The organism is Streptomyces sp. ISL-36, assembly GCF_018614205.1.
In the GTDB taxonomy this organism is placed as follows: domain Bacteria; phylum Actinomycetota; class Actinomycetes; order Streptomycetales; family Streptomycetaceae; genus Streptomyces.
Genome location: NZ_JAGGOS010000047.1, coordinates 1 through 12,960, shown reverse-complemented (window position 1 = coordinate 12,960; position 12,960 = coordinate 1). Strand labels below are relative to the sequence as shown.

The 12,960-nt window shown below is 71.2% G+C and carries 8 protein-coding genes; 1 reads left to right on the top strand and 7 read right to left on the bottom strand.

Annotated elements, in window-relative coordinates:
• Positions 1-45: 45 nt before the first annotated feature.
• The 7 genes from topA to J7E93_RS12790 form a co-directional block, all read right to left on the bottom strand.
• On the bottom strand, positions 46-2,898 hold the full coding sequence (topA, locus tag J7E93_RS12820; RefSeq protein ID WP_215068654.1) for a type I DNA topoisomerase: 2,853 nt from the start codon (positions 2,896-2,898) through the stop codon (positions 46-48).
• A gap of 226 nt (positions 2,899-3,124) precedes the next feature.
• Entirely contained in the window at positions 3,125-3,322 is a 198-nt protein-coding gene (locus J7E93_RS12815; RefSeq protein ID WP_215068652.1) for a hypothetical protein, read from the bottom strand.
• 734 nt (positions 3,323-4,056) lie between these two features.
• Positions 4,057-5,595 carry a class I SAM-dependent methyltransferase gene (locus J7E93_RS12810; RefSeq protein ID WP_215068650.1) on the bottom strand — a complete coding sequence of 513 codons (1,539 nt, stop codon included), beginning with the start codon at positions 5,593-5,595 and terminating at the stop codon, positions 4,057-4,059.
• A gap of 113 nt (positions 5,596-5,708) precedes the next feature.
• Positions 5,709-6,410, bottom strand: coding sequence for a small secreted protein (locus tag J7E93_RS12805; RefSeq protein ID WP_215068647.1), 702 nt, complete (start codon positions 6,408-6,410; stop codon positions 5,709-5,711).
• A 198-nt stretch (positions 6,411-6,608) separates the two neighbouring features.
• Entirely contained in the window at positions 6,609-9,068 is a 2,460-nt protein-coding gene (locus tag J7E93_RS12800; RefSeq protein ID WP_215068645.1) for a sodium-translocating pyrophosphatase, read from the bottom strand.
• Positions 9,069-9,299: 231 nt separating this feature from the next.
• Positions 9,300-9,758 (bottom strand): ATP-binding protein, encoded by a 459-nt coding sequence (locus tag J7E93_RS12795; RefSeq protein ID WP_215068643.1) that lies wholly within the window; start codon positions 9,756-9,758, stop codon positions 9,300-9,302.
• A 108-nt stretch (positions 9,759-9,866) separates the two neighbouring features.
• Positions 9,867-10,220: an STAS domain-containing protein gene (locus J7E93_RS12790; RefSeq protein ID WP_158988316.1), complete on the bottom strand. Its 354-nt coding sequence runs from the start codon at positions 10,218-10,220 to the stop codon at positions 9,867-9,869.
• A 79-nt stretch (positions 10,221-10,299) separates the two neighbouring features.
• On the opposite strand from J7E93_RS12790, the gene J7E93_RS12785 reads away from it, so the two are divergent.
• The gene (locus tag J7E93_RS12785) at positions 10,300-12,813 is read left to right on the top strand and encodes a DEAD/DEAH box helicase (RefSeq protein WP_215068641.1); all 2,514 of its coding nucleotides are present in this window, start codon (positions 10,300-10,302) and stop codon (positions 12,811-12,813) included.
• The last annotated feature ends 147 nt before the right edge of the window (positions 12,814-12,960 follow it).

The following is a 12,960-nucleotide window of genomic DNA, read 5'->3' as shown; positions in this document are numbered from 1 at the left end:
CGCCGGTGCTCCGACTCGTACTACCCAGCTACTCCGGCGACTCGGCTACTCCGGCTTCGACGCCGTCGCCGTCTTCTTCGCGGCGGTCTTCTTCGCCGTGGCGGTCGTGGCCGTCGTCGTCTTCTTCGCAGCCGTCTTCTTGGCCGCCGTCTTCTTCGCCGGCGCCGCCTTCTTGGCGGTCGTCTTCTTCGCCGCCGTCTTCTTCGCGGGCGCCTTCTTGGCCGTCTTCTTCGCCGGCGCCTTCGCCCGCTTCTCGGCCAGCAGCTCGAAGCCGCGCTCCGGCGTGATGGTCTCCACGCTGTCCCCGGTGCGCAGGGTCGCGTTCGTCTCGCCGTCGGTCACGTACGGGCCGAAGCGGCCGTCCTTCACGACCACCGGGCTCTCGCTGACCGGGTCGACGCCCAGCTCCTTCAGCGGCGGCTTGGCGGCCGCCCGCCCACGCTGCTTGGGCTGCGCGTAGATCGCGAGCGCCTCCTCCAGCGTGATCGTGAAGAGCTGCTCCTCGTCGGTGAGCGACCGCGAGTCCGTGCCCTTCTTCAGGTACGGGCCGTAGCGGCCGTTCTGCGCGGTGATCTCGACGCCCTCCGCGTCGGTGCCCACCACGCGCGGCAGGGACATCAGCTTGAGCGCGTCCTCCAGGGTCACCGTGTCGAGCGCCATCGACTTGAAGAGGGAGGCCGTCCGCGGCTTCACCGCGTTCTTGCCGGTCTTCGGGGTGTCCTCGGGCAGGATCTCGGTGACGTACGGGCCGTACCGGCCGTCCTTGGCCACGATCTGGTTCCCGCTGACGGGGTCCACGCCCAGCTCGAAGTCGCCGCTCGGCTTGGCCAGCAGCTCCTCGGCGTACGCGACGGTCAGCTCGTCGGGAGCGAGGTCCTCGGGGACGTCGGCGCGCTGATGCCCCTCGGAGTCCTTCTCGCCGCGCTCGACGTACGGGCCGTAGCGGCCGACGCGCAGCATGATGCCGTCGCCGACGGGGAAGGAGGAGATCTCCCGGGCGTCGATCGCGCCGAGGTCGGTCACCAGCTCCTTGAGACCGCCGAGGTGGTCGCCGTCACCGTTCCCGGCGTCGGCGGCGCCACCGGACGCGGCCTCCTCGCCGCGCTTGCCGAAGTAGAAGCGCTTCAGCCACGGCACGGCCTGCGCCTCGCCCCGCGCGATGCGGTCGAGGTCGTCCTCCATCTTGGCCGTGAAGTCGTAGTCGACGAGCCGGCCGAAGTGCTTCTCCAGCAGGTTGACGACGGCGAAGGAGAGGAAGGACGGAACGAGCGCCGTCCCCTTCTTGAAGACGTAGCCGCGGTCCAGGATCGTGCCGATGATCGACGCGTACGTCGACGGGCGGCCGATCTCGCGCTCTTCCAGCTCCTTGACCAGCGAGGCCTCGGTGTAGCGGGCCGGCGGCTTGGTCGCGTGGCCGTCGACGGTGATCTCTTCGGCGGACAGCGCGTCGCCCTCGGCGACCTGCGGCAGCCGGCGCTCACGGTCGTCGAGCTCGGCGTTGGGGTCGTCGGCCCCCTCCACGTACGCCTTCATGAAGCCGTGGAAGGTGATCGTCTTGCCGGACGCGCTGAACTCCACGTCCCGGCCGTCCGCCGCCGCGCCGGCGATCTTCACGGTGACCGAGTTACCGGTCGCGTCCTTCATCTGGGAGGCGACGGTCCGCTTCCAGATCAGCTCGTAGAGCCGGAACTGGTCGCCGGTGAGGCCGGTCTCGGCAGGGGTGCGGAAACGATCACCCGAAGGACGAATCGCCTCGTGCGCCTCCTGGGCGTTCTTGACCTTGCCGGCGTAGACGCGCGGCTTCTCCGGCAGGTAGTCGGCGCCGTACAGCTGCGTGACCTGCGCCCGGGCCGCCGCGACGGCGGTGTCGGACAGGATCGTCGAGTCCGTACGCATGTACGTGATGAAGCCGTTCTCGTACAGCTTCTGGGCGACCTGCATGGTCGCCTTCGCGCCGAAGCCCAGCTTCCGGCTCGCCTCCTGCTGGAGGGTGGTGGTCCGGAAGGGGGCGTACGGGGAACGGCGGTACGGCTTCGACTCGACGGACCGGACGCTGAACGAGGTGTCGGCGAGCGAGGCGGCGAGCGCCCGGGCCTTCTCCTCGTCCAGGTGGAGCACGTTCTGGGTCTTCAGCTGCCCGTCCGACCCGAAGTCACGGCCCTGGGCGACCCGGCTGCCGTCGACCGTCGCGAGCCGGGCGACCAGCGACGACGGGTCGCTCGGGTCACCGGCGCGGCCGGTGGAGAAGGTGCCGGTCAGGTCCCAGTACTCGGCGGAGCGGAAGGCGATGCGCTCGCGCTCGCGCTCGACGACGAGCCGGGTGGCGACGGACTGGACACGGCCTGCGGAGAGGCCGCGCATGACCTTCTTCCACAGGACCGGCGAGACCTCGTAGCCGTACAGACGGTCGAGGATGCGGCGGGTCTCCTGCGCGTCGACCATCCGCTTGTTCAGCTCGCGCGGGTTGGCGACGGCGGCCTGGATCGCGTCCTTGGTGATCTCGTGGAAGACCATCCGGTGGACCGGGACCTTGGGCTTCAGAACCTCCAGGAGGTGCCACGCGATGGCCTCGCCCTCGCGGTCCTCATCGGTGGCGAGGAAGAGCTCGTCGACCCCGGCCAGCTGCTCCTTGAGCTTCCTGACCTGCGCCTTCTTGTCGGCATTGACGACATAGATGGGCTGGAAGTCGTGCTCGACGTCGACACCGAGACGGCGCACCTCGCCGGTGTACTTCTCGGGCACTTCGGCGGCGCCGCTGGGGAGGTCGCGGATGTGCCCGACGCTCGCCTCGACGACATAGCCGGGGCCGAGGTAGCCCTTGATCGTCTTCGCCTTGGCAGGCGACTCGACGATGACGAGTCGGCGGCCGCCCTGTGCGGTCTCGCTGGTCGGGGACAACTTCGCTCTTCTCTCCGGTCGACGCTCGGTGGCACGTACGGTGCTGGCACGTATGGCAGCGGCACGTGCGGTGTCGCTGTCGTCGCTGCGGAGTGTGACGGTACAACCCGCCCCCGTGTCAAACGGCAAAAGCCCGCAACGGCCACTCGAACGGTAACCCGAGTCCTGGCCTTCCTGCCGCCCGGACTCCCGGTCCGGCGGGGCGAGGGGATGCGCAGGGCCCTCGTCAGAGCCGTCCGAAGCACCAGACTCCGAGAAGAAGGAAGACGGCGCCGAAGATCGTCGTCAGCGCGACCGCCGCCGACGCCGCGACTCCGTACGCGACGGGCTCGCGCTGCGAGACCCGCACCCCGGTCCACAGCAGCAGCGCGGCCCCGAACAGCGCGAACGCCGTCCCGGCGAAGATCGCAGGCCCGCTCTCCATGTCCGTACCCCGTTCCTTCGCGTGCCGCCGCGGCGTCGTCGCCGCGCCGCCGCGGTGTCGTCGCGGCGCGTCGGCGGGTCGCCGGGGCCGGCCCCGGTCGGCCGACGGTCGGCCCCAGGACCGAGGCTGACACCTCCCGGCGTCCTGAGCGCGAATTCCCGGTGAACGGCGCGGACACTCCCCCACGGGTTCACGAAGATGGCCGGTACTGACCCCGACCTCGTCACATCAGTCGCATTCGTCACATCGCATGGAGGGCGGCCCGACGCCTGCCGCCTCGCCGGGGTGCCGTGTCCACGCCGGAGGCGGAAGCCCTCGGCGTGGCGCCGCCGCCCTACGGAACCGGTGGTCGGCGGCAGCGGGTTCCGGCCCGGGCGGTGCGAGGAGGAAGACCTGCGGCAATGGCCCGACCAGCGGTTTTCCGATGCGCAGGGGCGGGATCGCCCAGGGCGAGCAGGGCCCGGCGGGAGAGGGCTCCGCCGGCCAGGAGCGGCCGGGCGGAAGCAGCGAAACGGAACACTCCGTGACCTCGCAGGCACGAACGAGGGCACGAGCTATGAAGCGAGCTAAGAAGCGAGCGATGAAACGAGCGATGAAACGAGCGAGCGCGATGGGGACGCGATCGGGGCGGGATGCGTCCCTCGTCGCCTCAGCATGTCGTCGCCTCAGCACGTCAACCCGGCCGGTCGAGGCCCCGACCGGTCCGGGCTGGGCCTCCTGCCGCTCGCTCCGTCTCAGCCCTCGCGGGCCTCTCCGGCCGGGAGCAGGAAGCCCTCCTCGACGAGGAGCCGGATCGCCTGCGGGGTACGGTCCCGCAGCAGCACCGGGTCCTCGCCCATCAACTGCCCGATCGCGTCGAGGATCCGCCCCGCGCTGAGCGACCCGTCGCACACGCCCGCGAAGCCGGCCCCGACGTGGTCCACCTTGGTGGCGCGCCGCATGCCCCGGTTCTGCCGCAGCACCACATGCTCGGGGTCCTCCGCGCCCGGCAGGCCGACCTGCTCCTGCATCACCTCGGGGGCGAGGGTGAAGTGCTCGGTGAGCAGGGCCGCGTCGTCGTGCGCCCGCAGGTAGTCCTGGCGCTCGAAGTGGGCCCGTACGGTGTCGCCCAGCGGCTGCTCGACCGGGTGCGGCCACTCCTCGATCACGATCGACGGCTCGACCGCGCCGGCGACGACGGCCGGGTTCCTGCGCAGCGTGATCCAGCCGAAGCCGACCGCCCTGGTCTTGCGGGCCTCGAACTCGTCGAGCCACGCCGCGTACCGCTCTGCGTACCGCTGCGGGTCCTCGCGGTGGTCGCCGCTGTCCCGCAGCCACAACTCGGCGTACTGCGTGATGTCCTGGACCTCGCGCTGCACGATCCAGGCGTCGCAGCCGCGCGGTACCCAGGAGCGGAGCCGGTCCTGCCACTCCTCGCCCTCGACGTGCTGCCAGTTGGCCAGGAACTGGGCGTACCCGCCGTCGTTGAGCCGCTCCCCGGCCTCCTGCACGAGCGTGCGGCACAGGTCGTCGCCGCCCATCCCGCCGTCGCGGTACGTGAGCCGGGCGCCGGGGGAGATGACGAACGGCGGGTTGGAGACGATCAGGTCGTACGTGTCGCCGTCGACCGGTTCGAAGAGGGAGCCCTGGAGCAGCTCGGCCTCGCCGGCCCCCGAGAGGGCGAGCGTGAGCCGGGTGAAGTCCAGTGCGCGCGGGTTGAGGTCCGTCGCGGTCACCAGGGTGGCGTGCTGGGCGGCGTGCAGGGCCTGGATCCCGGAGCCGGTGCCGAGGTCGAGCGCGGAGGAGACGGGCGTACGGACCGTGATGCCGGCGAGCGTCGTGGACGCCCCGCCGACTCCCAGGACGACGCCTTCGTCCTTGCGGCCGATGCCGCTGGCGCCTCCGACCGCGCAGCCGAGGTCGGAGGCGATGAACCAGTCCTCGCCGTCCGGCCCGCCGTACGGCCGGATGTCCACCGTGGCCCGGACCGTGTCGTCCTCGCGGACCACCCAGCCGTCGGCAAGGGCCTCCTCCAGCGGCAGGGCGGCGGCGACCCGCCCGTACTCCACGGCCTCTTGGAGCAGGAAGAGCCGCACCAGGGTCTCCAGCGGGGAGTCCCCCCGGGTGGCCCGCAGGGCGGGCACGGTCTCGCTGCGCGCGAGGGCGGCGTAGGCGGGGGCACCGAGCAGGTCGAGCAGGCCGTCGGCGGTGAAGTCGGCGGCGAGCAGGGCCTCGCGGAGGCGGGCGGCGTGCGCGGGCGCCGGAAGGCTGGGGGTCGGACTGGTCGTACTCACCACTCCATTGTGACCGCCGCCACCGACATTGCCCCGCCCGCCCCGCCCGCCTCCGCGAAGCCCTGCTCGTCGGTTCCGCTCGGCTTCCCCGCTCGACGTGCCTACCGGACCTTCTACTCGGCCTTCTTGCTCGCTGAGGCGGAGGGCTTGTTCGAGGACCGGGACGACGGCTGGGTCGACGGCTGGGGCGACGGCTTGTCCGACGACTTGTCCGACGACTGGGTCGATGCCGTCGAGCCGGCCTTCGGCGAGGCCGAGCCGCTCGGTGCGACCGAAGGCGTCGCCTTCTGGCACCCGGGCTGCTTCGCCATCGCCTGGCCCACCTCGCCCGACTGCAGCTTGGCCAGCGCGTCCTGATCCATCTTCTCGATCTTCTTCAGACCGTCGGCGACGCCCTGCAGACCGTCCGCGAACTTCTGCTGGTTGCCCGGGTCGAGCGCGTCGACCTGCTTCTTCAGCCCCTCGTACGCCACGGCGGTCGCGTTGAGCTCTTTGACCGCGTCCTGCTGGAGCTTCTCGCCGTTGTCGACGGGCGGCGCTCCGGCGCCCTGGATGGCCTCGGCGAGCGCCCGGTCCGCGTCGGCGATGTCCTGGAACGCCTTCGAGTCCGCGGCCTGGATGTCGGCCGGTTTCCCGTCCGCCGCCGTGGAGATGATGAGCTGCTGGGCGTTGGCCCGCTTCTGGATCTGCGGCTTCGCCTGGTCGCAGACCGTCTTGGCCCAGTCGTTTACCTTGTCGCCGTCGTCGCTGCACCCGGACAGCGCGAGCACGAGTACCGCGCCGCCGGACAGTGCGGCCGCAAGCTTCTTGTTCACCGGATCGGTCCCTTCCAAGGCTCTCGGCCCCGGAACATACACGCCGAGCGGGCGACATCCACCTTTCGTGCGACCGGTTCCTCCCTTATTGCAGCCATTCGCACCAGGGAGACACGCCTCACGCTTCTTGGGGAGCGGGACGGACGACGGGCGAACGGCATGTCAGTTCATGCCGTCCGCCCGCTCTCTGATCGTGCGTTACGAGATCGCCGGCGCGTCCGGGGAGGCGGCCGCCGAGCGTTTCGCGGCACCGCCCTGGGCGTCACCCTGGGAACCGCCCTGAGAACCGCCCGCGGAACCGCCCTGAGAGCCGTCCCCGTCGCCCACGGCCACCGAACGGCGCTTGGAGGCATAGACCGCGCCGACGACGACCACGATCGCGAGGACGGCGATCGACGCCCGTAGCCCGGGGCTCGCGTCGTCGCCGAAGCTGAACTGCACCACGGCGGGCGCGATCAGCAGGGCGACCAGGTTCATCACCTTCAGCAGCGGGTTGATGGCCGGTCCGGCGGTGTCCTTGAACGGGTCGCCGACGGTGTCGCCGATGACGGTCGCGGCATGGGCGTCGCTGCCCTTGCCGCCGTGGTGGCCGTCCTCGACGAGTTTCTTGGCGTTGTCCCACGCCCCTCCGGAGTTGGCGAGGAAGACCGCCATCAACGCGCCCGTACCGATGGCTCCCGCGAGGTACGCGCCGAGCGCACCCACGCCGAGCGAGAAGCCGACCGCGATCGGCGCCATCACGGCGAGCAGCCCGGGCGTGGCGAGTTCGCGCAGCGCGTCCTTGGTGCAGATGTCGACGACGCGCCCGTACTCGGGTTTCTCGGTGTAGTCCATGATCCCGGGGTGCTCGCGGAACTGCCGCCGCACCTCGTAGACCACCGCTCCCGCCGAGCGCGACACCGCGTTGATGGCCAGCCCCGAGAAGAGGAAGACGACCGACGCGCCCAGGATCAGCCCGAAGAGGTTGTTGGGCTGGGAGATGTCCATCGCGAGGTTCGTCTCGGTGGCCCTCGCCCCCACGTCGGCGACCGCCGTGGCGATCGCGTCGCGGTACGAGCCGAAGAGCGCCGCAGCCGCGAGGACGGCGGTGGCGATGGCGATGCCCTTGGTGATGGCCTTGGTGGTGTTGCCGACGGCGTCGAGGTCGGTGAGGACCTGGGCGCCCGCACCCTGGACGTCGCCGGACATCTCGGCGATGCCCTGGGCGTTGTCGGAGACCGGTCCGAAGGTGTCCATGGCGACGATCACACCGACGGTGGTGAGCAGCCCGGTGCCGGCCAGGGCGACCGCGAAGAGCGCCAGCATGATGGAGGCGCCGCCGAGCAGGAACGCCCCGTAGACGGCGAGGCCGATCAGCAGGGCGGTGTAGACGGCGGACTCCAGGCCGATGGAGATGCCCGCGAGGACGACGGTGGCCGGACCGGTGAGCGAGGACTTGCCGATGTCCCTGACCGGGCGCCGGCTGGTCTCGGTGAAGTAGCCGGTGAGCTGCTGGATCAGCGCGGCCAGGACGATGCCGATGGCGACGGCCACCAGGGCGAGGATGCGCGGGTCGCCTGCGTGCGCCTGGACGCCGGGCTCGGTGACGCCCTTGAGGTCGGCGTAGGAGGACGGCAGGTAGGTGAAGACGGCGACGGCGACCAGGGCGAGCGAGATCACCGCGGAGATGAAGAAGCCGCGGTTGATGGCGGTCATTCCGCTGCGGTCGGCGCGCCGCGGGGCGACCGCGAAGATACCGATCATCGCGGTGACCACGCCGATCGCCGGAACGATCAGGGGAAAGGCGAGGCCCAGGTCGCCGAAGGCGGCCTTGCCGAGGATGAGCGCGGCGACGAGCGTGACGGCGTACGACTCGAAGAGGTCGGCGGCCATGCCCGCGCAGTCGCCGACGTTGTCGCCCACGTTGTCGGCGATGGTGGCCGCGTTGCGCGGGTCGTCCTCGGGGATGCCCTGCTCCACCTTGCCGACGAGGTCGGCGCCGACGTCGGCGGCCTTGGTGAAGATGCCGCCGCCGACTCGCATGAACATCGCGATCAGCGCGGCACCCAGACCGAAGCCCTCGAGGACCTTGGGCGCGTCGGCGGCGTAGACGAGGACGACGCACGAGGCACCGAGCAGGCCGAGGCCCACGGTGATCATGCCGACGACCCCGCCCGTACGGAAAGCGATCTTCATGGCCTTGTGCGAGACGGAGGTCAGATCCTTTTCCGGTTCCCCCGGCCCCGGTGTCGCCTCACGCGCGGCGGCGGCCACCCGCACATTCGCCCGAACGGCGAGCCGCATGCCGATGTATCCGGTGGCCGCCGAGAAAAGCGCACCCACCAGGAAGAACAGAGAACGCCCCGCGCGCTGCGACCAGTTGTCGGCCGGCAACAGCATCAGCAGGACGAACACGACGACGGCGAAGATCCCGAGGGTCCGCAACTGGCGTGCGAGATAGGCGTTCGCGCCCTCCTGCACGGCGGCGGCGATCTTCTTCATCGCATCGGTGCCCTCACCGGCCGCGAGCACCTGACGCACCAGCAGCTGGGCGACGAACAGGGCCGCGAGCGCGACGGCCGCGATGACGATCACGATGGTTCGGTTCTCGTCGGTGAGTACCGCCGCGGCGAGAGAAGTGGGGTGTCCGGTCAGTTCTGGGTTGAAGAGCCCCGCCATTCGTCCTCCTTGACGTTGCGAGCTCAAGATGTGGACGGATTGTAGGGAGCGGAACCTGATCAAAACAGGGCGCCGCAAATGGAATTCCCCATTGTCTCACTTTTCCCACCGGAAGAAGTACCGGAAGCGGTGCGGAAGCAGTAATGGGGCAAAAGCATTGACGGATGATCCATGATCTAGAGAAATGAAAAGAGGCCCTGCTCGGCAGGGCCTCTCTCGGTTCTCTTCGCGTCAGGGGAGGATGGCCGCCGTGGTCGTCGGCCAGCTCATGCGGATGACTCCGCCCTCCTCGCCGGCTCTCACCTCGACGTCGTCGACGAGCCCGCGGATCACCGCGAGGCCCATCTCGTCCTCGCCGTCCGCGTCGTCGAACTCCTCGGCCGGCGCCTCGCCGCGGGCTCCGGGGACACCGACGGCATCGGCCGCCGCCACCCCCGCGCCCGGCACCTCGTCGCCGACCTCGATGGAGAAGGACTTCTCCTCCTCGGTCAGCACGACCCGGACGGGGGTGGTGACCCCGTTGCTGCGATGCAGCCCGACCGCGCGGGAGCACGCCTCGCCGACGGCGAGTCTGACCTCGTCGAGGACCGCCTCGTCGACCCCGGCCCGGCGCGCCACCGCGGCCGCCACCAGGCGGGCCGTGCGGACGTGCTCGGGCTGGGCGCTGAAGCGGAGTTCAACGGTGGCCATGCGGTCCCCCTAGGAACGTATGGGCGGGCAGCTCGGAGAACCGGGCGTCACGGCCCGGCCCTCCTGGCCCCTTCTTCCGACACCGGCGGCTTCCCGCGCGGCCGGTCGTCAGTCGGTGGCGTTGACGGCCTCGTCGACCGAGGTGTGGATGGGGAACACCTTGGTCAGACCGGTGATACGGAAAATCTTGAGAATGCGCTCCTGGTTGCAGACCAGGCGCAACGAGCCCTCGTGCGCGCGCACGCGCTTCAGGCCACCCACCAGCACACCGAGGCCGGTCGAGTCGAGGAAGTCCACGCCCTCCATGTCGACAACCAGGTGGTAGCTGCCGTCGTTCACCAACTCGACCAACTGCTCGCGCAGCTTGGGCGCGGTATACACATCAATCTCGCCACCGACCTCGACGACCGTACGGTCGCCACTCGGGCCGGACACATTGCGAGTCGACAGGGACAGGTCCACGGATCCTCCAGCACCTTGCTATCGAGCGGTCGCCCCTCGGGTCTCCCCGGCGGAGTCGGGGGACGGAACGCCAGCCGCGATGGCATTCAATCACTTACCAGCAGCCATGCACGACGCCTTGGGAGCATTGTCCGTCACGCCAGTGACACACTCGGTGCCGATGGCCAAGAATCACCGCCCCAGTCGACCTGCCGGGGAGACGGGCAACCGCCCCTCCCCCGCCATGGTTCTCGACCGGCTCTCGTCGGGCGAGAGCCGGGCCGCGCGCATCACTCATACGGAGCACTTGCCCGCCCGGGCGGGTCGGCATGCCGTCTGGCCGCATCGCATCCGGCCGGAAGTGATCGGCGCGATCCAGTCGGCCGGCATCGAGCACCCGTGGGCCCACCAGGCGGAGGCCGCCGAGCGCGCCCTGGACGGGGAATCCGTGGTGATCGCCACCGGTACCGCCTCGGGCAAGTCGCTGGCCTACCTCGCCCCGGTCCTGTCCACGCTCCTGGACGGCTCGGAGGCCGCGAACGGCCGGGGCACCACCGCCCTGTATCTGGCCCCCACCAAGGCCCTGGCCGCCGACCAGCGCCGCGCGGTGCGCGAGCTGGCCGCGCCGCTCGGGAACCGGATCCGGCCCGCCGTCTACGACGGCGACACGCCGGTCGAGGAACGCGAATGGGTGCGCCAGTACGCGAACTACGTGCTCACCAACCCCGACATGCTGCACCGGGGCATACTCCCCTCCCACCCCAGGTGGTCCTCCTTCCTGCGCTCCCTGCGCTACGTCGTGATCGACGAGTGCCACACCTACCGGGGCGTCTTCGGCTCCCATGTCGCCCAGGTGCTGCGGCGGCTTCGCCGCGTCTGCGCCCGCTACGGCGCGGATCCGGTCTTCCTCCTCGCCTCGGCCACCTCGGCCGAGCCCGCCCTCGCCGCGGGCCGCCTGACCGGCCTGCCGGTCTCGGAGGTCTCCGACGACGCCTCCCCACGCGGCGAGCTGGTCTTCGCCCTCTGGGAACCGCCGCTGACCGAGCTCCACGGCGAGCAGGGCGCCCCGGTGCGCCGGACGGCCACCGCGGAGACCGCCGACCTGCTCACGGACCTGACCGTCCAGGGCGTCCGCTCGGTCGCCTTCGTCCGCTCCCGGCGCGGCGCCGAGCTGATCGCGGTCATCGCGCAGGAACGCCTCGCCGAGGTCGACCGCTCCCTGGCCCGCCGGGTCGCCGCCTACCGCGGCGGCTACCTGCCCGAGGAGCGCCGGGCCCTGGAGCGTGCCCTGCACTCGGGCGAGCTGCTCGGCCTGGCCGCCACGACGGCCCTGGAGCTGGGCGTGGACGTGTCGGGCCTGGACGCCGTCGTGATCGCCGGCTACCCGGGCACCCGGGCCTCCCTGTGGCAGCAGGCGGGCCGGGCGGGTCGCTCCGGCGAGGGCGCCCTGGCGATCCTCGTCGCCCGCGACGACCCCCTGGACACCTTCCTGGTGCACCACCCCGAGGCTCTCTTCCAGCAGCCGGTCGAGTCGACGGTCCTGGACCCCGACAACCCCTACGTCCTCGCCCCCCATCTGTGCGCCGCGGCCGCCGAGCTCCCGCTGACCGATTCCGACCTGGCGCTCTTCGGCCCTGCCGTCCCCGAGCTGCTGCCTCAGCTGGAGGCCGCCGGGCTTCTGCGCCGGCGCTCCACCGGCTGGTACTGGACCCGGCGTGAGCGGGCCGCCGACCTGACCGACATCCGGGGCGGGGGCGGCAGCCCGGTCCAGATCGTCGAGGCCGCCACCGGCCGCCTCCTCGGCACGGTGGACGAGGCCGCCTCCCACACCGCCGTCCACGATGGGGCCGTCCACCTCCACCAGGGCCGGACCTATCTGGTCAGGAACCTGGACCTGAAGGAGTCGGTCGCCCTGGTCGAGGAGGCCAGTCCGCCGTACTCCACCACCGCCCGCGACACCACCTCCATCTCCGTTCTGGAGACCGACACCGAGATCCCCTGGGGCGCCGGCCGGCTCTGCTACGGCTCCGTCGAGGTCACCAACCAGGTCGTCTCCTTCCTGCGCCGTCGTCTGATCACCGGTGAGGTGCTCGGCGAGACCAAGCTCGACCTTCCGCCCCGCACCCTGCGCACCCGGGCCGTGTGGTGGACGGTCACCGAGGACCAGCTGGACGCCGCCCGGATCAACCCGGAGATCCTCGGGGGCGCCCTGCACGCCGCCGAACACGCCTCGATCGGCATGCTGCCGCTCTTCGCCACCTGTGACCGCTGGGACATCGGCGGGGTCTCCGTCCCGCTCCACCCCGACACGCTGCTGCCGACGGTGTTCGTCTACGACGGCCATCCGGGTGGCGCGGGCTTCGCCGAGCGCGCCTTCCACACGGCCCGCGCGTGGCTGACGGCCACCCGGGAGGCCATCGCCTCCTGCGAGTGCGAGGCGGGCTGCCCCTCCTGCATCCAGTCCCCCAAGTGCGGCAACGGCAACGACCCGCTCCACAAGCGCGGTGCCGTACGCCTCCTCACGGAGCTGCTGCGGGAAGCCCCGACAGGCCCCCTGGAGGCACCAGCGGCCCCTCGGACCCCTGAGGGGCCGGAGGCCCCGCCCGCGCCCTGACGGCCGGCCTGTACGGCCCCAGGCCCGCCGTCACGGTCACGTCCGCGATGTCGCCGCGCACCGAGCAGCGCACCACGGCGGCCCCCTGGGCGCCCGCCACGCGAGCCGCAGCCGCGCAGGCGCTCTCCTGACCCCACAGGGCCCGGT

Bases quoted from the DNA above. Each gene is read 5' to 3' on its own strand.
- J7E93_RS12800 (WP_215068645.1), bottom strand. From the start codon at position 9,068: ATGGCGGGGCTCTTCAACCCAGAACTGACCGGACACCCCACTTCTCTC.
- J7E93_RS12795 (WP_215068643.1), bottom strand. From the start codon at position 9,758: ATGGCCACCGTTGAACTCCGCTTCAGCGCCCAGCCCGAGCACGTCCGC.
- J7E93_RS12815 (WP_215068652.1), bottom strand. From the start codon at position 3,322: ATGGAGAGCGGGCCTGCGATCTTCGCCGGGACGGCGTTCGCGCTGTTC.
- J7E93_RS12785 (WP_215068641.1), top strand. From the start codon at position 10,300: ATGGCATTCAATCACTTACCAGCAGCCATGCACGACGCCTTGGGAGCA.